The sequence below is a fragment of the Pseudomonas sp. L-22-4S-12 genome (assembly GCF_009799935.1).
GTDB lineage: Bacteria > Pseudomonadota > Gammaproteobacteria > Pseudomonadales > Pseudomonadaceae > Aquipseudomonas.
This window is the reverse complement of the sequence record NZ_WELL01000001.1, coordinates 768,232-788,391: the sequence shown is the minus strand read 5'-3', so window position 1 is coordinate 788,391 and position 20,160 is coordinate 768,232. Positions and strand designations below refer to the sequence as shown.

Below are 20,160 nucleotides of genomic sequence, written 5' to 3'. Positions count from 1 at the left end.
GCCACGCCCTCCAGCTCCAGCCTCGGCGCGCCATTCATCCCGGCCGCAGGCGTCAGAAAACCCAGGCAGAAAAAAGCCGCACCTGGGTGCGGCTTTCTCGAAGCACAGTACTTAAGCCTGAATAGAGCCTTTCAGCTTGTTCATGGCGTTCTTCTCCAGCTGGCGGATGCGCTCGGCGGAAACGTTGTACTTGGCCGCCAGGTCATGCAGGGTGGCTTTTTCCTCGGCCAGCCAGCGCTGGTAGAGGATGTCGCGGCTGCGCTCGTCCAGGCCTTCCAGGGCCTCGTGCAGGCCGGCGCTGGAGCTGTCGCTCCAGTCGGCGTCTTCCAGCTGGCGGGCCGGGTCGTAGCGATGGTCTTCCAGGTAATGCGCCGGCGACTGGAAGGCGCTGTCGTCATCGTCATCGGCGGCCGGGTCGAAGGCCATGTCGTGGCCCGACAGGCGGCTTTCCATCTCGCGCACTTCACGCACTTCGACACCCAGGCTGTCGGCCACGGCGTGCACTTCATCGTTGCTCAGCCAGGCCAGACGCTTCTTCTGGCTGCGCAGGTTGAAGAACAGCTTGCGCTGCGCCTTGGTGGTGGCGACCTTGACGATGCGCCAGTTGCGCAGGATAAATTCGTGAATCTCGGCCTTGATCCAGTGCACCGCGAAGGACACCAGACGCACGCCCATTTCCGGGTTGAAGCGCTTGACCGCCTTCATCAGGCCGACGTTGCCTTCCTGGATCAGGTCGGCCTGGGCCAGGCCGTAACCGGAGTAGCTGCGGGCGATATGCACGACGAAGCGCAGGTGCGCCAGCACCATCTGCCGGGCAGCCTCGAGATCCTGATGATAGAAGAGGCTACCGGCCAGCTCGCGCTCCTGCTCGGGGGTCAGCAAGGGAATGCTGTTCACCGCGTGCACGTAGGCCTCCAGGTTTGCACCGGGGACCAGGGCATGGACAGGTTGCAGGGCTGTGGTCATGAAAAACCTCCAACTTTCAAATCGGCCAGCAGTGTAGCACTGCGGCCTGTGACTGCAAGGGCCTGGAAAAGTTCCCTTACAGTCTAAAAAATACAATAAAAACAACAACTTACTATCTTGGCGCGAGCTCGCTCAAATGGCGGGCGACGGCCAGCCAGGCGCCAATATAGCCCAGCAGAACGGCGCCGAGCAGCAGCGACAGGGCATCGTCGGCCGGCACCCCGGCCAGGGCGAAGTCGCTGCCGTACAGTCCGGCCAGGCGCACCACCGCATCATTCAGCCAGTCCAGGCCGAAGGCCAGCACGGCCCAGGCCAGCAGGCCGGCGCCGACGCCATACAGCGCCCCCATATAGAGGAAGGGCCGGCGCACGTAGCCATCGGTGCCGCCGACCAGCTTGATCACCTCGATCTCGCTGCGGCGGTTCTCGATATGCAGGCGGATGGTATTGCCGATCACCAGCAGCAGGGCCAGCACCAGCAGCAGGGTCAGGCCGAAGACGAAGTGCTGGCCGAGCTTGAGGATCGCCGACAGGCGCTCGACCCATTGCAGGTCGAGCTGCGCCTGCTGCACCCCGGGCATTTCCGAGAGATTCTGGCGCAGCGCTTCCAAGGTCGGCTTGTCGACTTCCTTGGGCGTCACCACCACCACGCCGGGCAGCGGGTTGTCCGGCAGCTCGCGCAGGGCCTCGCCGAGGCCGGACTGCTGCTGGAAGTCGGCCAGGGCCTGTTCGCGGCTGATCCACTCGGCGCTGGCCACATCGCCCATGCCGGCGATCTCGTCACGCAGCTGCTGGCCGGCGGCGTCGCTGGTCTCCAGCTGCAGGTACAGGGAAATCTGCGCGGCGCGCTGCCAGGAGCCGCCGAGGCGCTCGACGTTGTCCAGCAGCAGCGACAGGCCCATCGGCAGGGACAGGGCGATCGCCATCACCAGGCAGGTGAAGAAGCTGCCGATCGGCTGGCGGGCCAGGCGGCGCAGGCTGTCGAGCAGGCTGCTGCGGTGGCTTTCCAGCCAGGCATGCAGCAGGGTGGTGAAATCCGGGCCGTGATCGACCGGCTTGTCGGCCTTGGCCTTGACCGCGCCGACCCGTTCGGCGGCCTTGGGGTTGCGTTGTTCGCTCATCAGCTGGCCTCTCCGTCGCCGATCAGGCGGCCGCGTTGCAGGGTCAGCATGCGGTGGCGCATGCGTGCGATCAGCGACAGGTCGTGACTGGCGATCAGCACCGTGGTGCCCAGGCGGTTGATGTCTTCGAACACGCCCATGATCTCGGCCGCCAGGCGCGGGTCGAGGTTACCGGTGGGTTCGTCCGCCAGCAGCAGGGCCGGGCGATGCACCACGGCGCGGGCAATGCCGACGCGCTGCTGCTGACCGGTGGACAGGTCGGCCGGCGACTGCTCGGCCTTGTCGCTCAGGCTGACGCGCTCCAGTGCCGCACCGACGCGCTTGCCGATCTCTTCCTTGGACAGGCCGAGGATCTGCAGCGGCAGGGCGACGTTGTTGAACACGCTGCGGTCGAACAGCAGCTGGTGGTTCTGGAACACCACACCGATCTGCCGACGCAGGAAAGGGATCTGTGCATTGGTGATGGTCGACAGGTCCTGCCCGGCCAGCAGCAGCTTGCCGGTGGTCGGCCGCTCCATCGCCAGCAGCAGGCGCAGCAGGGTTGACTTGCCGGCGCCGGAGTGGCCGGTGACGAAGAGGAACTCGCCGCGGCGCACGCGGAAACTCAGTTCGTGCAACCCGACATGGCCGTTGGGATACCGCTTGCCGACCTGCTCAAAGCGAATCATGCGCGCTCCCTCTCCGCAAACAGGGCCTGGACGAAGTCCTGCGCGACGAAGGTACGCAGGTCGTCGATGCCTTCGCCGACGCCGATATAGCGGATCGGCAGGCCGAACTGCTTGGCCAGGGCGAAGATCACCCCGCCCTTGGCGGTACCGTCCAGCTTGGTCAGGGCCAAGCCGGTGAGGGCCACGGTCTGGTGGAACTGCTTGGTCTGGTTGATGGCGTTCTGCCCGGTGCCGGCGTCCAGCACCAGCAGCACTTCGTGCGGCGCCGTGTCGTCGAGCTTGCCGATCACCCGGCCGACCTTCTTCAGCTCTTCCATCAGGTTGTCTTTGGTGTGCAGGCGCCCGGCCGTATCGGCGATCAGCACGTCGATGCCGCGGGCCTTGGCCGCCTGTACCGCGTCGAAGATCACCGAGGCGGAGTCGGCGCCGGTGTGCTGGGCGATCACCGCGATGTTGTTGCGCTCGCCCCACACCTGCAGCTGCTCGACCGCGGCGGCGCGGAAGGTGTCGCCGGCGGCGAGCATGACCTTCTTGCCCTCGCCCTGCAGCTTCTTCGCCAGCTTGCCGATGGTGGTGGTCTTGCCCACGCCGTTCACGCCGACCACCAGGATCACGTAGGGCTGCTTGCCGCTGTCGACCAGCAGCGGCTTCTCCACCGGCGCCAGCAGGCCGGCCAGCTCTTCCTGCAGGGCCTTGTACAGCGCATCGCTGTCGGCCAGCTCCTTGCGCGCCACGCGCTTGGTCAGGCTCTGCACGATGGCGGTGGTCGCCTCGACGCCGACGTCGGCCATCAGCAGGCGGGTTTCCAGTTCGTCGAGCAGGTCGTCGTCGATCGCCTTCTTGCCGAGGAACAGGCTGGCCATGCCCTCGCCCAGGCTGGCGCTGGTCTTCGACAGGCCCTGCTTGAGACGGGCGAACCAGCCGCCCTGGTTGTCGCCAGGCTTGTTCTGTTCCAGCTGCGGCGCCGGCTCGGGCTCGACCGGCAGCACGACTTCGGCCACCGGCTCGTGCACTGCATGGGTGACTTCCGCGCCGGCATTGATGCGAAAGCGGGAGAAGGCCGGTTTGGCCGGCTCGCCTGGCGCTGGCTGGGCCGCCGCGGCAACGGGGGCGACTGGCACTTCGGCGGCAACTGCGGCACCGGGCGCAGCCGGTGCACTGACCGGCGCGGCGATCACTGGCGCGGGGGCGACTTCAACCGCCGCGGGTGCGGCAGCGGGCTCGACGAGCGGAGCGACAACCGGCGGCTCGACGGGAGCGACGACAACCGGCGCAGCAGCGACCTCGGCCGACACTATCGGAGCTACAGGATCGACGACAGGCGCAGTCGCCGTAGTCGGCACCTCGGCGGGCGCAGCCGGCGCCGTAGTCTCCGGCGTAGTCGCGCTGGGCGCCGCCGGCGTCGGCTCATCCTGCGGCTTCTTGCGCAGCCAGCCGAACAGCGATTTCTTCTCCCCGGCCTCGGCCGGAGCCTTGCCAGCCGGGGCTGGCGACTTCTTGTCGTCGTTGGAACCAAACATGGGTCGTTTGTATCTCAAATGAGCCGCGCAACAGGCTGCAACAGCCGCTGCGCCGCCCCGGAAAAGGATGGGGTATCCTAGCACCTCTTCGCCCGCCGGCGGTACGACCGCCCGGGCTGTCCGACAGGTCCCAAATCAATGAATCGACTCGCCCGCCGCTGCGCCGGCCTGCTATTGACTGTTTTGTGCGCGCCACCGGCCCTGCACGCCGCCGAAAGCCAACCGACCCACGAGTTCACACTGACCAACGGCCTCAAGGTCATCGTCCGCGAGGACCACCGCGCCCCCGTGGTGGTCTCCCAGCTCTGGTACAAGGTCGGCTCCAGCTACGAGACGCCCGGGCAGACCGGCCTGTCCCACGCCCTCGAACACATGATGTTCAAGGGCAGCCGCAAGCTCGGCCCCGGCGAGGCCTCGCGCATCCTGCGCGAGCTCGGCGCCGAGGAAAACGCCTTCACCAGCGACGACTACACCGCCTACTACCAGGTGCTGTCGCGTGATCGCCTGGCCGTGGCCTTCGAGCTGGAGGCCGACCGCCTGGCCAGCCTCAAGCTGCCCGCCGACGAGTTCGCCCGCGAGATCGAGGTGATCAAGGAAGAGCGCCGCCTGCGTACCGACGACAAGCCCAGCGCCCTGGCCTACGAGCGCTTCAAGGCCATGGCCTACCCCGCCAGCGGCTACCACACGCCGACCATCGGCTGGATGGCCGACCTCGAGCACATGAGCGTCGAGGAGCTGCGCGCCTGGTACCAGACTTGGTACGTGCCGAACAACGCCACCCTGGTGGTGGTCGGCGATGTCGGCAAGGACGAGGTGCAACAGCTGGCCGAACGCTATTTCGGCGCCATCCCCCAGCGCCCCGTGCCGGCGGCCAAGGCCCCGCGCGAGCTGGCCGAACCCGGCGAGCGACGCCTCAAGCTGCACGTGAAGACCCAACTGCCGAGCCTGCTCTACGCGTTCAACGTGCCCGGCATGGCTACTGCCGCGGACGTGCGCGAGGTGCACGCCCTGCGCCTGATCAGCGCCCTGCTCGACGGCGGCTACAGCGGCCGCCTGCCGACCCGCCTGGAGCGCGGCGAGGAACTGGTGTCCGGCGCCTCGTCCTGGTACGACGCCTTCGCCCGTGGCGACAGCCTGTTCATCCTCAGCGCCACCCCCAACGTGCAGAAGGGCAAGACCCTGGAGCAGGTGGAAGACGGCCTGTGGCGCCAGCTCGACGACCTCAAGCACAACCCGCCGAGCGCCGAGGAACTGCAACGGGTGCGTGCCCAGGTGATCGCCGGCCTGGTCTACGAGCGCGACTCGATCACCAGCCAGGCCACCACCATCGGCGAGCTGGAAACCGTCGGCCTGTCCTGGACCCTGATGGACCAGGACCTCGCCGCCCTGGAAGCGGTGACCGCCGCCGATATCCAGAAGGCCGCGCAAACCTACTTCACCCGCAGCCGCCTGAGCGTGGCCCATGTACTGCCCGAGCAAGCCGCCATTGAAGGAGCCCAGCCATGAGTGAGCGCAACGGCACGCGTTACGCCATCGTCGGCCTCGTCACCCTGTTGCTGGTCGGCCTGCTGACCTTCATTGCCAGCCGCACCGCCCAGGCGCCCGCGCCGGCAACCGAAAGCGCCCAGCTGCAATCCCTGGCCGGCCTCAATGGCCAGGCCCTCAGCCGGCGGAACCTGGATATCCAGACCTGGCAGACCGCCGAAGGCGCCAAGGTGCTGTTCGTCGAGGCGCGCCAGCTGCCGATGTTCGACCTGCGCCTGACCTTCGCCGCCGGCAGCAGCCAGGACAACGGCGTACCCGGCCTGGCCGCGCTGACCAACGGCATGCTCAACGAGGGCGTGCCGGGCAAGGACGTCACCGCCATCGCCGAAGGTTTCGAGAGCCTGGGCGCCGAGTTCGGCAACGGCGCCTTCCGCGACATGGCCATTGCCAGCCTGCGCAGCCTCAGCGCCCCGTCGCAACGCGAGCCGGCGCTCGAACTGTTCGAACAGGTGCTTGGCCAGCCGAGCTTCCCCGAAGACTCCCTGGCGCGGATCAAGAACCAGCTGCTGGCCGGTTTCGAGTACCAGAAGCAGAACCCGGGCAAGCTGGCCAGCATCCAGCTGTTCGAGCGCCTGTATGGCAGCCACCCCTACGCCCACCCCAGCGAAGGCACCGAGCAGTCCGTCCCGGGCATCAGCACCGCCCAGCTGCGCGCCTTCCACCAGCGGGCCTACGCCGCCGGCAACGTGGTGATCGCACTGGTCGGCGACCTCTCCCGCGGCGAAGCCGAAACCATCGCCGGCGAGGTCTCCGCCGCCCTGCCCAAGGGCCCGGCGCTGGCCAAGATCGAGCAACCGCAAGCGCCCAAGCCCGGCCTCAGCCACATCGAGTTCCCCTCGCAGCAGACCCACCTGCTGCTCGCCCAGCTCGGCATCGACCGGCGCAACCCGGACTACGCCGCCCTGACCCTGGGCAACCAGATCCTCGGTGGCGGCGGCTTCGGTACCCGGCTGATGGAAGAAGTGCGCGAGAAGCGCGGGCTGACCTACGGCGTGTATTCCGGCTTCAGCGCCATGCAGGCGCGCGGGCCGTTCATGGTCAACCTGCAGACCCGCGCCGAGCTGAGCGCCGGCACCCTCAAGCTGGTGCAGGACCTCCTCGCCGACTACCTGGCCAGCGGCCCGACGCAGAAGGAGCTGGACGACGCCAAGCGCGAAATGGCCGGCAGCTTCCCGCTGTCCACCGCAAGCAACGCCGACATCGTCGGCCAGCTCGGCGCCATGGGTTTCTACGACCTGCCGCTGACCTACCTGGAAGACTATATAGCCCAGGTGCAGAGCCTCAGCGTCGAGCAAGTGAAGACTGCCATGGCCAAGCACCTCGACCCGCAGGCCCTGGTCATCGTCACCGCCGGCCCGAGCGTGGCGCAGAAAGACCTGCCGCCCCCCACCGACAAACCTGCCGCGCAACCCGCCGGCATCCCGGAGCACTGATGCGCAAGCCCAGCAAGAAACCCGAACCGGCCGCCAGCGGCCAACTGCGCATCATCGGCGGCGAGTGGCGCAGCCGCCAGTTCAGCTTCCCCATGGCCCACGGCCTGCGCCCGACCCCGAACCGGGTGCGCGAGACGCTGTTCAACTGGCTGGCGCCCTATGTCGCCGGCGCCCAGGTGCTGGACTGCTTCACCGGCAGCGGCGCGCTGTATCTGGAGGCCCTGTCGCGCGGCGCCAGCAGTGCCCTGGCCCTGGACAGCAACCACAGCGCCATCGCCAGCCTGCGCCAGACCCTGGCCACGCTGAAATGCACGAACGGCCAGCTGCTGCAGACCAACGCCCTGCAGTACCTGGAAGCCCAGCCGGCGACGCCCTACGACCTGGTCTTCCTCGACCCGCCGTTCGGCCAGGACCTGCTGGAGCCGGCCTGCGCCCTGCTCGAAGGCAAAGGCTGGCTGGCCAGGGACGCCTGGATCTACACCGAAAGCGAAGCGGCGCCCTCGACCCTGGCCCTGCCCGGCAACTGGCGCCTGCACCGCGAACAGAAGGCCGGCCAGGTGTATTACGCGCTGTGGCAGCGCGGCGCCGCTCAGGGGCTGTGAAAAAATAGAAGGCCGCAGCAGGCCAGCGATCTGTTCGTAATCCTCAGTAGAAGGCGACCGCCTGGCCGTCCCGGTCGAAGGCAAGGAAGTTGCCGATGCTGCCGCTCTCGATGGCCCCCACCATCATCTTCAGCGGCTGCTCGGCCTCGTCGGCGCTCGGCGCGATGCCGCCACGCCCGGACAGGCCCGCGGCAAACAGCAGATCCCAGGCGATGCCGGTACGCCCGGACTCGCCCAGCAGGGCGGCGAAATCGTCGATTTCCTCCGGCAGCTTGTCGACGCACAGCACCGGCTGCAGCGAACCTCCCTGGCCCTCCTGAAAACGCTGGCGCTCCGCCTCCGTGGCGTCATCCGGCAATTGCGCGGCGACGAACACGAACAGCAGACGCTGGGGTTCCGCCTGCCCCCGGGCAGCACTGAGCAAATCGGCAAACTGGGTGATATTCATCGCATGGCATTCCTGAGGGCAAAAAAGTTGAGCGAGAGCACAACCTGCACTGTAACCACTGCCGGCGACTTGACCATATCTCTTAAGACATAGACGCAGTGCCTGAGCGAGTGCCAGAGCGCTGCATTCAATCCATGCATAGTCCTTCTCTTTAGCGCGCCCAGGTTCTAGCCTGAATCCATAAGCCCTGTTGTTGTAGAGCCCGTCATGCCCAACTCCTTCCACGCCGCCTGGTGGCTGCGCAATCCGCACCTGCAGACCCTGTGGGGCTCGCTGTGCCGCAGCGCGCCGCAACTCGAGCGCACGCGCGAACGCCTGTGGCTGGAAGACGGCGACTTTCTCGACCTCGACTGGCACGACCCGCACCCGGCCAGCGCGCCGCTGGTGCTGGTGCTGCATGGGCTGACCGGCTCGTCCAGCTCGCACTACGTGCTCGGCCTGCAGCAGCAGCTCGCCGCCCGCGGCTGGGCCAGCGTGGCGCTGAACTGGCGCGGCTGCTCGGGCGAACCCAACCTGCTGCCGCGCGGCTATCACTCGGGCGTCAGTGAAGACCTGGCGCGGGTGGTCCGCCACCTGCAGGCCCGGCGCCCGCAGGCGCCGCTGCATGCGGTGGGCTATTCGCTGGGCGGCAATGTGCTGCTCAAGTACCTGGGCGAGAGCGGCGAGGACTCCGGCCTGCAGGCGGCGGTGGCGGTCTCGGTGCCGTTTCGCCTGGACCACTGTGCCGAGCGCATCGACCAGGGCTTTTCCAAGGTCTACCAGGCGCACTTTATGCGCGCGCTGGTCGCCTATGTGCGCGACAAGCAGCAACGCTTCAGCCAGGAAGGCCAGCACGAACGCCTGGCCACCCTGGAGCGCCTGGGCCCGCTGCACGGCATGCGCACCTTCTGGGACTTCGACGGCCGCTTCACCGCACCGCTGCACGGCTATGCCGACGCCGCCGACTACTACCGGCGCGCATCCAGCCGCTTCTACCTGGAGCAGATCCGCACGCCCGCCCTGATCATCCAGGCCGGCGACGACCCCTTCGTGTTTCGCCACAGCGTGCCCCGGGCCCACGAGCTGTCGGCCAGCACCCGCCTGGAACTGCACGCCCGCGGCGGCCACGTCGGCTTCATCGGCGGCTCGCCGGCGCAACCGGACTACTACCTGGAGCGGCGCATTCCACAGTGGCTGCACGGGCTCAACCCGCCTGGCTGAGACGCACCGCGACAGCGCGGCACAAGCAGCACCGCGCTGCAGGAGCCGCCCTCCCCGACTCGAACCGCCGATCCGCGGCTCAGTCGTCGAGCCCGACGAACCGCGACCAGTCATGGGGGAAACGCACCTTCAGCGGCAGCTGGTCGACCCGCCACAGCGGCGGCAGCGGCCGGTCGAACTCGGCCGGCACCAGCAGGCCCATCTGGCTGACGGTAAACGGCTTCTGCATGCCCGCCGGCAGGCGCCGCGCGCTGTCGGCCGCCTGCAGCACGCGCGCGGCCTGCCAGCTGCCATCCGGCATGCGCACCTCCAGGCTGTGCCCCGGCTCGGCATAGGCGGCGTAGCGCGGCTCCAGGTAGATCAGCAGCAAGGGCTCGGCGGAGCGCTCCAGGCGCATCAGCAGGGTGCCGGGGCCGACATTCTCGCCGCTGCCGACCAGCACCTCGGCGACCCGGCCGTCCTCGCCGGCGCTGAACTGCAAACCGTCCAGGCGCGACTGCAGCCACTGCCGCTCGCGCTCCTCGCGCAGCAGCTGCAGCGGATCACCCTCGGCCTGGCTGCGCTGGGTGCGCTGGCGCGCCTCAAGATCGAGCAAGGCCTGCTGCTGGCCATTCAGCTCGGTCTGGGCCGCCAGCAGCTCGCCACGGGTGGCCGCGCCCTGGGCCAGCAACGCCTGGACCTGGCCGACCCGCTGGCGGGCCAGATCGATGGCGCGCTGCTGCAACTGCAGCGCCTGGCTCGACGCCGAGGCGACGGCCGGCACCGTGCCGGGCTGCAGCTGCTGGATGCGCAGGCGCCACTCGGGGTTGTCCAGACGCAGCAGCAGCTGGCCGCGCTGCACATGATCGCCGGCCTTGACCGGCAGCTCGGCCACCGTGCCGGCCTCGCGGGCGCGCAGTTCGACCACCGGCATCTGGATCTGCGCCGGCGCCTCGACCCGCAGGTAGCCGACGCCCAGCTGGCCGAAGAACCACAGCAGCGGGCTGCTGATCAGCAGCAGGATCAGGTACCAGCGCAGGCGGAAGGCCATGCGCTTGCCCGGCGCATAGAGCACCTTGAGGCCGGCCTCCTGGGTGGGATTGCGTTCCTTGTCACCGGTAAAGCGAATCTTCATGGAAGTTCCTAGTGCGGGTAGTCCTGCCAGTCCTGCCAGTCGATGCCGGCAAGCCCGGCGGCTGACAGCTCGGGCTGCCAGGCCGCCACCTGGGTTTGCAGTTGCGCGGCGCTGGCGCCTTTCCAGCTCAGGCTGCCTGGCAGCTCCTGTTCGACGCTCTGCGCCAGGCGAAAGCGCAGCCGCGGCCAGCGGGCGGCGATGGCCCTGGCCGCCTCGGCGCTGCGCTGCGGGTCACGCTGGTAGATCATCAGGCTGATCTGCTCGACCTGCTCCAGGCCACAGGGGACGCAGGGCGCATCGGCAGCCGGCGCGTCGAACCAGCGTGGATGGCTGGAAATCGCCAGCGGCCAGGGGCTGTGCCGGGCTACCGCAGCCAGGGTGTCCAGCCACTGCTGCAGGCGCTCGGGCGGCACCGGCCAGCCCAGCTGCTCGACTTCCAGGTCCAGGTGCAGGCCGGCAAACGGCAGCTGGCGGTAACGCTGCAGCAGGCGCAGCAGCTCGGGCCGGCCCTGCGCGGTGATCCAGCTCGGCTCGCCGAGCAGCAGGCTGACCTGCAGCCCCAGCGGCTCGGCGGCCTGCAACAGTGCCGCCAGCACCGGCTCGGTGTCGCCCTCGGCGCGCACCTGGGCCGCCGTCAGGCCGACATACAGCTGGCGCATGCCGCTGCGTTGCAGGCGCTGCAGTTCGGCCGCGCGCCGCTGCGGATCGAGCAGGGCGCGGCTGTCCCAGATATACACGCCCTGGCTCCAGGCCGCCGCGGCACTGCCCTGCTGCGGCCAGTGCAGAAGCGCGCCGCCCAGCAGCTGGCCGAGCTCGGCCTGATCGTCCAGCAGCAGGCGCAACTCGGCCTCCCGCAGCCAGGCGGCATGCCAAGCATGGATCCGCCCGAGCAGCGCCGCCTGATAGCCACGTTGCGCCTCGAGCAGGGCCAGCAGCCCTTCCTCGCCATCGACGCTGCGCCGCGCCTGGCGCTCATGCCACAGCTGCTCGGCCTGGGGCACCCGCTCCAGGCTGGCCTGCAGCGCATCGAGGCTTTGCCGGTAGGCGCGCAGGCCCTTGAGTACGCTGAACTGCAACTGCTGGCGCTCGGCGGCCAGGGCCTGCTGCGCCGCGCGGTAGTTGGCCTCGCCCAGGCGCTGGCGGGCCTGGTCGGCACCGAGCAGGTCGAAGGGCATGGCAAAGGCCAGGCTGGCGACCAGGCCATCGCCATTGCGCCGGTAGTCGTTACGATCCTGCAGTGACTGGGCCAGGCTGAAGCTGGAGTCGACGCTGTCGTACCAGCGGCTGTCGCGCTGCGCTTCGGCCAGCTGCAGGGCCTGCTCGCGCTGGCTCAGGCGCGGATGACGGGTCAGCGCACTGCGCCAGGCCTGCAGCCCCTGCGGCTGGCTGGCCAGTGCGTCGGCCTGGGCGCTGGCCGCGGCAGGCACGGGCACCAGCAGCGCGAGCATGGCCTGGGCCTCGGCCTGCTGCGCGGCGCTGTCGCTGCACTGGCGCTGCAGGACCCGCCAGGCATTGCGGTTGGCCTGCGCCGCCGAGGTGCGCAGCCAGCCGGCCCGCCAGCGCGCCTCCAGGCTGGCCTGCGCGGCGCCGGCCACCGCCTGCAGCTGCCCGCACCACTGGTGCACGGCCTGCGCCGCCCACCAGTCGGCATAGGCACCGCGCAGCAGCAGGCGTTGCTCGGCCTGCTGCAGGGCCAGCTGCAGCTGTTGCTGCTGCACCGCCGAGCGGCTGCGGTTGACCGCCTCGACCTGGCGCTTGAGGCTGCCCAGCAGCGGGTAGCGCAGGCCGAGCTGGTAGTCCTGGCCGACGTAATCGTCGTAGGTTTCCGCCCCGCCGACGGTATCGAGGTCGCGGTAGTCGCCGCTGCTGGCGCTGCCGAACAGGCTCCAGCCCTGCTCGGCCTCGCGCAGCGCCTGTTCGGCCTGCGCCGCCTGCAACTGCTGCGCGGCCTGCTGCAGCGCCGGACCTTCCTCGAGGCGTTCCAGCAGTTGCGCCAGGGGCAGGGGCTGCGCCGCCAGGGGCAGGCTCAGCCAGAGCAGAATCATCAGCCAGACACGCCGCATCTCAGAACCTCGTTGCCTTCTTGATGACCCACCAGGGCGCCATGCTGGTTTCCTCATGGCCGCGACGCAGCAGCTCGTTGAGCATGGCCACCGCACTCCAGCAGCGCATGACGAACATGAACAGCGGGAAGATCGGCACCAGCACCGCCAGGCGCAGGTCGTCCCGGGGCCGTTCGGAAATCAGCCCCAGCATGCACAGGTAGAGCAGCAGGGTGATCAGCAGGTACAGCAGGTAGACCAGGGTGCCCAGCAGGGCCAGGGTCTCCCAGGGCAGCACCAGCAGGGCGAACAGGCTGTAGCCGAGGATGATGAAGGGCAGCACCAGCTGGAAGAAGAAGCCGCTGACCAGGGTCATGATGAAGTTGCTCCAGCCCATCAGGCGCGGCGTGATGCTGGCCGGGTGCTTGCGCACATAGAGGAACAGCAGGTCGCCGTCCCAGCGCAGGCGCTGCATGAGGAACTGGCGAAAGGTCACCGGCGCGTCGGTATGGCCGATGGCTTCCGGCTCGAAGGGAATGCGCAGGTTCCGGTAGCGGCCGAAGTAGCTCTTGATGCGCAGGGTGATGTCCAGGTCTTCGGCGGTGTGGGTGTCCCAGCCGCCGGCGCGCTCGATGAAGCTGCGGCGGAACGCGCCGAACGCGCCGGAGACGTTGTTGACCAGGTTCCATTCGCTGAGGCCGATCTTCGCCATGTGGATCGACAGCAGGTACTCCAGGGCCTGCACCGCCGTGGTCAGCGAGGCCCAGACGTTGCGCACGCGCAGGCTGCCGGCCACCGCCGGCACATTGGGGTCCTCGAAATGCCGCACCATGGCGCTGACCATGTTGTTGTCGAAGGAGGTATCGCCGTCATGCACCAGGATGATCTCCCCCGAACACAGCGCCAGCCCGGCGTTCAGCGAAGACACCCGGCCGCCGCGCTGCCACTTGGCGATCGGCCGCAGGTGGCGGCGCGGGTAGAGCCGGGGGTCGAGCCTGAAGCTGCGCACCGCCTCCAGGGTTTCCTGGTTGGCCGCCGCGCCGTCGACCACCGGCACGATCTCGATGGACCCCGGGTAGGTCTGCTCGCACAGGCTGAGCAGGGTCTTCTGCACATCCATGCCTTCGCTGTAGCAGGTGATGATGCAGGACACCCGCGGCCGGTACAGCGAGTTATACGGCACCTTGCTGCGCTGGCGGGCGAACCAGCGCAGCACGCCGAGCATCACCAGCAGATTGAGCGGCAGCTCGAACAGCAGGAAGAACGGGAACAGCATGAGGAACAGCCGTGACAGACCGTCCGGCGCACTCAACGCGGTAAGCAGATCGACCAGTTGCCCGAGGAAATCCATGGTTCAGTTCAATCCCGTGGCCAGGCGCGCCAGCAGCAGCGGCGCATCCTCCTCGGCCTGCACGTCCTCCGGGGCGGTGAAGCCGACCATGCGCAGGTTGATCTGCTGCTGCGCATCGTTCTGTACCCGCTGCGCGCCCTCCAGCAGACGCTCCTGCAGGCGCTGCAGGCCGGCCGCCGGGGTGCGCGGCAGGAGCATCCACAGCACATCCTCGCTGCTGCGGGTACAGCGGTCGGTATCGCGGATGATCTGCTGGACCCGTTCGACCAGCGCATCGATCAGCGCATGGCCGCGCATCTCGCCCAGCTCGGCGAACATCTGGTCGAGGTTGTCCACGCGCAGGCCCAGCAGGGAGAAGCCGGGCTCGCCATAGCGCCTGACCAGCGCCAGCATCCAGCCGAGCAGCTCATGGAAGCCCGCCTCGCCCGTCAGGTTCAGGCGCTGGAAATAGGCGTCCGCCGCGCTGCTGCCTTCCAGGCCCTGACGACAGCGCAGGCGCCCGCTTTCCGAGAGCTGGTAATGCCGCACCTCGCGCACCCGCAGGCGATCGGGGCTGTGCACCATGCCGCAATCGAGGCAGCGCGCATCCACCGCCGAATCGACGAAGAAGGCCTGGCAGGCGCGGCAGCGATAGTTCTCCAGCGGCCGGTCGTAGTCGCTGCCGATATGCCGCAGGCGGCTGTAGCAGTTCGGGCAGATCAGCACACCATCCTTGAGGAACTCCTCCTGGGCGCCGACGTGGCCGCAGGTGAAGCAGTGCAGGGACGGCTGGCGGACGATATCCAGGGCGTGGCATTCCGGACAGACGTCCACGTAGTTCAGGCGGCCGGAGCCGCAGCCGCCACACAGGCGCACCCGGTCCAGCAGTTCGGCGGCCTCCAGCCAGTCCTTCTGCAGCATCAGCTGCAGCCAGCCGTGGGCATTAAAGCCTTCGTCGCCGGCCAGTGCCTCGACCAGGGGGTAGTGGTAGTGCTGGGCACAGGCGGCGTCGCCCAGGGCACGCAGCTGCGCCTTGGGGCGCAACCACAGCCAGGCCAGCACGCGGCTCTCCAGGCGCTCGGGCGCACGCCCGCGGTTGAACAGTGCCAGCCGCTCGCGCCACAGGCGCCACAGCGGCTCCAGCAGCGCCAGGTTGGGCGGCGCCTTGCCGTCGCCCAGGGCCTGGCCCCAGGCATCGGGCTCCTGGGTGCAGTAGATCAGGCTGAACTGATAGGCCTCGGCACGGCGCAGGCGGCGCAAGGCCTGCCCGGCATCGGCGCTGGGCAGGTCGAGCAGCAGCACATCGAACGGTGGCTGCGCCAGCAGGGCCTCGACGCTGGCAAACACGGCCACGGCGCTGCTCGACTGTGCCTGCGGCTCCCAGCGGAGGATGGCAACACGGGGCAAGGTATCGGACATGCACATCCCATGACGGATCGAGGATTAACCCCGGAATGTGCGTAGTATCACATTATTCGATAGGTGAAGGCATGACCCGGGTCAGCCGGCAGCTCCGTCAAAACGGCCGTCCAGCGGCACGAACAGCCGCTGCTGCAGAGCCTCGATCGCCGGCCGCGCCTGCGCGCTGGCATAGCCGCCCTCCAGCGCCAGCACCTGGTAGATGCCGCGACGCAGCAGGTCCTGGCTGAGGTCGCCGTGGCTGCCGTAGGTGGTGCAGAGGAAGCGCACCCAGGAGGTCATGATGATCCAGCTGTTGAGGGTCAGCGCCTCGACCTGGGCCGGCGCCATCTGCAGGATGCCGGCATCGACGAAGCCCTGGTAGATGCCCTGGGCCTGGACCATGCAGCGCTGGGCGAAGGCGCGGTAACGCTCGGCCAGCTGCGGGTCGGCCTCCAGCAGGTGTTCGAGGTCGCGATGGAGGAAGCGGTAATGCCACATCGAGGCCAGCAGGGCCTCGAGGTAGAAGGTCTTGTCGTCCACCGTCAGCACCCGCCCCGGCGGCAGGCGCAGGAAGCTGTCGACGCGGCTTTCGTACTGGGCGAACAGCTCGGCGATGATCGCCTGCTTGTTGCGGAAGTGGTAGTACAGGTTGCCGGGGGACATGCCCAGGTGGGCGGCCAGGTGGTTGGTGGTCACGCTGCGCTCGCCCAGGGCGTTGAACAGCTCCAGGCTGGCTTCGACGATGCGCTCGCGGGTTTTGTTTTTCGGGGCCATGCTGCGGCTCGAAGGTTGGCGAAGTGGCAAACGTACAGGCAAAGCACCTGCGCTGACGACTGCCTGATTAACGGTTTGACAGTTTAGAGCAATTACTCTAGAAATAACTCTCGCCGTTTCATTCCGCCTCCCGAGGACTTCGCGCCATGGTCGCCGACATCGCCCACCTGCAGCAGAACCAGCAGCAGATCAACCAGCTGGAGCCGCTGCTCGCCGCCCAGCGCGCAGCCTTCCGCGCCAATCCGATGCCCGCCGCCGAGCAGCGCCGCGCCTGGCTCAAGGCCCTGCGCGCGATGCTCATCGACCAGCAGCAGGCGCTGATCGAGGCGGTCTCCAGTGACTTCAGCAACCGCGCGGCCAACGAAACCCTGCTGGCCGAGATCATGCCCAGCCTGCACGGCATCGACTACGCCAGCAAACGCCTGGGCAAATGGATGAAGCCGTCGCGGCGTAGCGTCGGCGTGGCCTTCCAGCCGGCCAGCGCCAAGGTGGTCTACCAGCCGCTGGGCGTGGTCGGCGTGATAGTGCCGTGGAACTACCCGCTGTACCTGGCCTTCGGCCCGTTGATCGGCGCGCTGGCCGCCGGCAACCGGGTGATGATCAAGATGAGCGAGTCGACCCCGGCCACCTCGCAACTGGTCAAGGAGCTGCTGGCCAAGGTCTTCCCCGAGGACATGGTCAGCGTGGTGCTGGGCGAGGCCGAGGTCGGCCAGGCCTTCTCCCGCCTGCCCTTCGACCACCTGCTGTTCACCGGCGCCACCAGCATCGGCAGGCACGTGATGCGCGCCGCCGCCGACAACCTGGTGCCGGTGACCCTGGAGCTGGGCGGCAAGTCGCCGGCCATCGTCAGTGCCGACGTGCCGCTGCAGGACGCCGCCGAGCGCATCGCCTTCGGCAAGACCATGAACGCCGGGCAGACCTGCGTGGCCCCGGACTACGTGCTGGTGCCGCAGGAGCGCGTGGAAGGCTTCATCGCCGCCTACCGCAGCGTGGTGCAGCGCTTCTACCCGACGCTGGCGAACAACCCGGACTACACCGCGATCATCAACGAGCGTCAGCTGAGCCGCCTCAAGGGCTATGTCAGCGATGCCGAAAGCAAGGGCGCGCAGATCATCCCGCTGCTCGGCGACGACCAGGACCGGCGCATGAGCCACAGCCTGGTACTGAATGTCAGCGACGACATGAAGCTGATGCAGGACGAGATCTTCGGCCCGCTGCTGCCGATCGTGCCGTACCAGCGCATTGAGGACGCCTTCGCCTACGTCAACGATCGTCCGCGCCCGCTGGCGCTGTACTACTTCGGCTACGACAAGGCCGAGCAGCAGCGCGTGCTGCACGAAACCCACTCCGGCGGCGTGTGCCTCAACGACACCCTGCTGCACGTGGCCCAGGACGACATGCCGTTCGGCGGCATCGGTCCCTCCGGCATGGGCCACTACCACGGCCACGAAGGCTTCCTCACCTTCAGCAAGGCCAAGGGCGTGTTCATCAAGCAGCGTTTCAACGCCGCCAAGTTCATCTACCCGCCCTATGGCACCGGCATCCAGAAGCTGATCAACAAACTGTTCGTGCGCTAAGCCATAGGGGTGAAAACAACAATGAACGACACCTCCCTCGCCGCACCGCAGCTGTCGCGCCGCGGCCTGCTCAAGGTCGGCCTGTTCGGCACGGCCTTCCTCGCCACGGTCGGCGTCAGCGCCACCCTCAGCGGCTGCTCGGCCAGCGTGCCGGCCAGTGGCTTCCAGGTACTGCGCCTGAGCGACATGCCGTTCCTGCGCGCCCTGATTCCGGTGGTGCTGGAGGGCGCGGTACCCGCCGATGGCATGCCGGCCGCCGTCGAAGGCACCCTGCAAAGCATCGACCACAACCTCAGCTACCTGTCGCCGGAACTGCTCAAGCTGACCGTACAGCTGTTCGACGTACAGGCCATGGCCGTGACCCGCGGCCCGCTGACCGGCATCTGGGGCAGCTGGGAAAACGCCAGTGCCTCCGACATCCGCACCTTCCTCGAGCGCTGGCAGAACAGCTCGCTGGACCTGCTGCGCATGGGCCACGCCTCGCTGCTGCAACTGGTGCAGATGGCCTGGTATTCGCGCGCCGAGTCCTGGGGGCACTGCGGCTATCCCGGCCCGCCGCAGTACGCTCTGTAAGAACCTGCTTACAATCTCCTGGCCGTCGGCCATACGGCGTTAAAAACAGCCTCGGAATGCTCATTTACAGCTCGTAAACTCCGCTTCCTCGGCTGTTTTTGCCTTGTCTGGCTCTAGTCCAAAAGATCGTAAACAGGTTCTAAGCCGTCGCACGCCCTATAACAAGAGAATCGACATGCCCGTACCCGACATTTTTCGTGAAGGCCTGGCCAAAGGCTGGGTCACCTACGACGGCTCGCGCCTGGAAAAAGACCTGCTGCTGGAAGCCGACGTGGCCATCGTCGGCAGCGGCGCGGGCGGCGGCACCACGGCCGAAATCCTCAGCGCCGCCGGGCTCAAGGTGCTGCTGATCGAGGAAGGCCCGCTGAAGACCAGCAGCGACTTCAAGATGCAGGAAGCCGACGCCTACCCGCAGCTGTACCAGGAAGGCATCGGCCGCATGAGCAAGGACGGCGCCATCACCATCATGCAGGGCCGCGCGGTGGGCGGCACCACCCTGGTCAACTGGACTTCCAGCTTCCGCACCCCGGAGCCGACCCTGCAGCACTGGGCCGAGGCGCACGACGTCAAGGGCCATAGTGCCGCAGAGATGGCGCCCTGGTTCGCACAGATGGAGCAGCGCCTGGGCGTCGCGCCCTGGGCCATGCAGCCGAACGCCAACAACGCTGTGATCAGCGCCGGCTGCGACAAGCTCGGCTACGGCTGGAAAATCATCCCGCGCAATGTGCGCGGCTGCTGGAACCTCGGCTATTGCGGCATGGGCTGCCCGACCAACGCCAAACAGTCGATGCTGGTCACTACCATCCCGGCCACCCTGGACAAGGGCGGCAGCCTGCTTTACCTGGCCCGAGCCGAACGCCTGCTGCTGGACGGCGAGCACGTCGCCGGCCTGGAGTGCCTGGGCATGGATGCACGCAGCGTGGCGCCCAATGGCCGGCGCATCATGGTCAAAGCGCGCCACTATGTGCTGGCCGGCGGCGGCATCAACACCCCGGCCCTGCTGCTGCGCTCACAGGCGCCGGACCCGCATGAGCGTGCAGGCAAGCGCACCTTCCTGCACGTGGTGAACTTCTCTGCGGCGCAGTTCGAACAGGTCATCAACCCCTTCTACGGCGCTCCGCAATCGGTGTATTCAGACCACTTCCAGTGGACGGACGGCGCCACCGGGCAGATGTCCTACAAGCTCGAAGTACCCCCCCTGCAGCCGGCGATTACTGCCACCCTGCTCGGCCGCTTCGGCGTCGACAACGCCCTGCGCATGGAGCAACTGCCGCACACCAACGTGATGCTGGCGCTGATGCGCGACGGCTTCCACCCGGACAGCGCCGAAGGCACGGTGGAGCTGCGCAGCGATGGCACCCCGGTGCTCGACTACCGCATGACCGACTACACCTGGGACGGCGTCCGCCGGGCCTTCCACAGCATGGCCGAGATCCAGTTCGCCGCCGGCGCCAAGGCCGTGTTGCCGCTGCACGCCGATGCCGACTATGTGAACAGCCTGGGCGAAGCCAAGGCCCTGATCGACCGCCTGGACCTGGCGCTGTTCCGTACCCGCCTGGGCAGTGCCCACGTGATGGGCGGCTGCGCCATGGGTGAAGACCCGCGCATGGCGGTCACCGACAGCCTGGGCCGGCATCACCAGTTGGAGAACCTGTCGATCCACGACGGCTCGCTGTTCCCCACCAGCATCGGCGCCAACCCGCAGCTGTCGATCTACGGCCTTACCGCCAAGCTCGCCACCTTGCTGGCTGAACGCCTCAAGGCCTGAGTCCGCTCGCGGCAGCCGGCAGCGCCCTGGCCTGCCGGTTGCCGGCGCTCGCCCGGCACCTGCGGGCAACCCGCGCCAC

Annotated in this window: 17 protein-coding genes; 7 read left to right on the top strand and 10 right to left on the bottom strand. The window is 68.0% G+C overall.

Annotated elements, in window-relative coordinates:
* Positions 1-111: 111 nt before the first annotated feature.
* From rpoH to ftsY, 4 genes are all read right to left on the bottom strand, one after another.
* Positions 112-966: an RNA polymerase sigma factor RpoH gene (rpoH, locus tag F3I16_RS03550; protein ID WP_160492355.1), complete on the bottom strand. Its 855-nt coding sequence runs from the start codon at positions 964-966 to the stop codon at positions 112-114.
* 112 nt (positions 967-1,078) lie between these two features.
* Positions 1,079-2,086, bottom strand: a complete 1,008-nt coding sequence (ftsX, locus tag F3I16_RS03545; protein ID WP_160492354.1) for a permease-like cell division protein FtsX — start codon at positions 2,084-2,086, stop codon at positions 1,079-1,081.
* A complete protein-coding gene (gene ftsE / locus F3I16_RS03540; RefSeq protein ID WP_160492353.1) occupies positions 2,086-2,754 on the bottom strand; it encodes a cell division ATP-binding protein FtsE in 669 nt (222 codons plus the stop codon). Before ftsE ends, ftsX begins: the two co-directional genes overlap by 1 nt.
* Positions 2,751-4,274 carry a signal recognition particle-docking protein FtsY gene (gene ftsY / locus F3I16_RS03535; protein ID WP_160492352.1) on the bottom strand — a complete coding sequence of 508 codons (1,524 nt, stop codon included), beginning with the start codon at positions 4,272-4,274 and terminating at the stop codon, positions 2,751-2,753. The genes ftsE and ftsY overlap by 4 nt, the downstream gene beginning before the upstream one ends.
* 138 nt (positions 4,275-4,412) lie before the next feature.
* Between ftsY and F3I16_RS03530 the strand changes: the two genes are divergently transcribed.
* Genes F3I16_RS03530 through rsmD form a run of 3 tightly spaced genes read left to right on the top strand, consistent with a single transcriptional unit; the run spans position 4,413 to position 7,854 of the window.
* Positions 4,413-5,780: a pitrilysin family protein gene (locus F3I16_RS03530; protein WP_160492351.1), complete on the top strand. Its 1,368-nt coding sequence runs from the start codon at positions 4,413-4,415 to the stop codon at positions 5,778-5,780.
* Positions 5,777-7,252 (top strand): pitrilysin family protein, encoded by a 1,476-nt coding sequence (locus F3I16_RS03525; RefSeq protein ID WP_160492350.1) that lies wholly within the window; start codon positions 5,777-5,779, stop codon positions 7,250-7,252. The genes F3I16_RS03530 and F3I16_RS03525 overlap by 4 nt, the downstream gene beginning before the upstream one ends.
* Positions 7,252-7,854, top strand: a complete 603-nt coding sequence (gene rsmD, locus F3I16_RS03520; RefSeq protein ID WP_160492349.1) for a 16S rRNA (guanine(966)-N(2))-methyltransferase RsmD — start codon at positions 7,252-7,254, stop codon at positions 7,852-7,854. The genes F3I16_RS03525 and rsmD overlap by 1 nt, the downstream gene beginning before the upstream one ends.
* 43 nt (positions 7,855-7,897) lie before the next feature.
* Here rsmD and F3I16_RS03515 read toward each other — a convergent pair whose 3' ends face one another.
* Positions 7,898-8,302: a ribonucleotide reductase subunit alpha gene (locus F3I16_RS03515; protein ID WP_160488259.1), complete on the bottom strand. Its 405-nt coding sequence runs from the start codon at positions 8,300-8,302 to the stop codon at positions 7,898-7,900.
* A 207-nt stretch (positions 8,303-8,509) separates the two neighbouring features.
* On the opposite strand from F3I16_RS03515, the gene F3I16_RS03510 reads away from it, so the two are divergent.
* Positions 8,510-9,502 carry a hydrolase gene (locus F3I16_RS03510; protein WP_160492348.1) on the top strand — a complete coding sequence of 331 codons (993 nt, stop codon included), beginning with the start codon at positions 8,510-8,512 and terminating at the stop codon, positions 9,500-9,502.
* A 79-nt stretch (positions 9,503-9,581) separates the two neighbouring features.
* Here F3I16_RS03510 and F3I16_RS03505 read toward each other — a convergent pair whose 3' ends face one another.
* The 5 genes from F3I16_RS03505 to F3I16_RS03485 form a co-directional block, all read right to left on the bottom strand.
* The gene (locus F3I16_RS03505) at positions 9,582-10,616 is read right to left on the bottom strand and encodes an HlyD family secretion protein (protein ID WP_160492347.1); all 1,035 of its coding nucleotides are present in this window, start codon (positions 10,614-10,616) and stop codon (positions 9,582-9,584) included.
* Between the two features lie 8 nt (positions 10,617-10,624).
* Positions 10,625-12,679 (bottom strand): TolC family protein, encoded by a 2,055-nt coding sequence (locus F3I16_RS03500; protein ID WP_160492346.1) that lies wholly within the window; start codon positions 12,677-12,679, stop codon positions 10,625-10,627.
* 1 nt (position 12,680) lies between these two features.
* Complete coding sequence (locus F3I16_RS03495) at positions 12,681-14,009, bottom strand: glycosyltransferase family 2 protein (protein ID WP_160492345.1); 1,329 nt, start codon at positions 14,007-14,009, stop codon at positions 12,681-12,683.
* Positions 14,010-14,012: 3 nt separating this feature from the next.
* Positions 14,013-15,407, bottom strand: a complete 1,395-nt coding sequence (locus F3I16_RS03490) for a diguanylate cyclase domain-containing protein (protein WP_160492344.1) — start codon at positions 15,405-15,407, stop codon at positions 14,013-14,015.
* 81 nt (positions 15,408-15,488) lie between these two features.
* Positions 15,489-16,163 carry a TetR/AcrR family transcriptional regulator gene (locus F3I16_RS03485; RefSeq protein WP_160492343.1) on the bottom strand — a complete coding sequence of 225 codons (675 nt, stop codon included), beginning with the start codon at positions 16,161-16,163 and terminating at the stop codon, positions 15,489-15,491.
* 146 nt (positions 16,164-16,309) lie between these two features.
* On the opposite strand from F3I16_RS03485, the gene F3I16_RS03480 reads away from it, so the two are divergent.
* From F3I16_RS03480 to F3I16_RS03470, 3 genes are all read left to right on the top strand, one after another.
* The gene (locus F3I16_RS03480) at positions 16,310-17,740 is read left to right on the top strand and encodes a coniferyl aldehyde dehydrogenase (protein WP_160492342.1); all 1,431 of its coding nucleotides are present in this window, start codon (positions 16,310-16,312) and stop codon (positions 17,738-17,740) included.
* A gap of 21 nt (positions 17,741-17,761) precedes the next feature.
* Positions 17,762-18,313: a twin-arginine translocation pathway signal protein gene (locus F3I16_RS03475; RefSeq protein ID WP_160492341.1), complete on the top strand. Its 552-nt coding sequence runs from the start codon at positions 17,762-17,764 to the stop codon at positions 18,311-18,313.
* Between the two features lie 175 nt (positions 18,314-18,488).
* Positions 18,489-20,081 carry a GMC family oxidoreductase gene (locus tag F3I16_RS03470; protein WP_160492340.1) on the top strand — a complete coding sequence of 531 codons (1,593 nt, stop codon included), beginning with the start codon at positions 18,489-18,491 and terminating at the stop codon, positions 20,079-20,081.
* Positions 20,082-20,160 lie beyond the last annotated feature (79 nt).

What these genes read in the sequence shown, in the direction of transcription:
- rpoH (WP_160492355.1), bottom strand. Translation starts at nt 966, where the DNA reads ATGACCACAGCCCTGCAACCTGTCCATGCCCTGGTCCCCGGTGCAAAC.
- ftsX (WP_160492354.1), bottom strand. Translation starts at nt 2,086, where the DNA reads ATGAGCGAACAACGCAACCCCAAGGCCGCCGAACGGGTCGGCGCGGTC.
- ftsE (WP_160492353.1), bottom strand. Translation starts at nt 2,754, where the DNA reads ATGATTCGCTTTGAGCAGGTCGGCAAGCGGTATCCCAACGGCCATGTC.
- ftsY (WP_160492352.1), bottom strand. Translation starts at nt 4,274, where the DNA reads ATGTTTGGTTCCAACGACGACAAGAAGTCGCCAGCCCCGGCTGGCAAG.
- F3I16_RS03530 (WP_160492351.1), top strand. Translation starts at nt 4,413, where the DNA reads ATGAATCGACTCGCCCGCCGCTGCGCCGGCCTGCTATTGACTGTTTTG.
- F3I16_RS03525 (WP_160492350.1), top strand. Translation starts at nt 5,777, where the DNA reads ATGAGTGAGCGCAACGGCACGCGTTACGCCATCGTCGGCCTCGTCACC.
- rsmD (WP_160492349.1), top strand. Translation starts at nt 7,252, where the DNA reads ATGCGCAAGCCCAGCAAGAAACCCGAACCGGCCGCCAGCGGCCAACTG.
- F3I16_RS03515 (WP_160488259.1), bottom strand. Translation starts at nt 8,302, where the DNA reads ATGAATATCACCCAGTTTGCCGATTTGCTCAGTGCTGCCCGGGGGCAG.
- F3I16_RS03510 (WP_160492348.1), top strand. Translation starts at nt 8,510, where the DNA reads ATGCCCAACTCCTTCCACGCCGCCTGGTGGCTGCGCAATCCGCACCTG.
- F3I16_RS03505 (WP_160492347.1), bottom strand. Translation starts at nt 10,616, where the DNA reads ATGAAGATTCGCTTTACCGGTGACAAGGAACGCAATCCCACCCAGGAG.
- F3I16_RS03500 (WP_160492346.1), bottom strand. Translation starts at nt 12,679, where the DNA reads ATGCGGCGTGTCTGGCTGATGATTCTGCTCTGGCTGAGCCTGCCCCTG.
- F3I16_RS03495 (WP_160492345.1), bottom strand. Translation starts at nt 14,009, where the DNA reads ATGGATTTCCTCGGGCAACTGGTCGATCTGCTTACCGCGTTGAGTGCG.
- F3I16_RS03490 (WP_160492344.1), bottom strand. Translation starts at nt 15,407, where the DNA reads ATGTCCGATACCTTGCCCCGTGTTGCCATCCTCCGCTGGGAGCCGCAG.
- F3I16_RS03485 (WP_160492343.1), bottom strand. Translation starts at nt 16,163, where the DNA reads ATGGCCCCGAAAAACAAAACCCGCGAGCGCATCGTCGAAGCCAGCCTG.
- F3I16_RS03480 (WP_160492342.1), top strand. Translation starts at nt 16,310, where the DNA reads ATGGTCGCCGACATCGCCCACCTGCAGCAGAACCAGCAGCAGATCAAC.
- F3I16_RS03475 (WP_160492341.1), top strand. Translation starts at nt 17,762, where the DNA reads ATGAACGACACCTCCCTCGCCGCACCGCAGCTGTCGCGCCGCGGCCTG.
- F3I16_RS03470 (WP_160492340.1), top strand. Translation starts at nt 18,489, where the DNA reads ATGCCCGTACCCGACATTTTTCGTGAAGGCCTGGCCAAAGGCTGGGTC.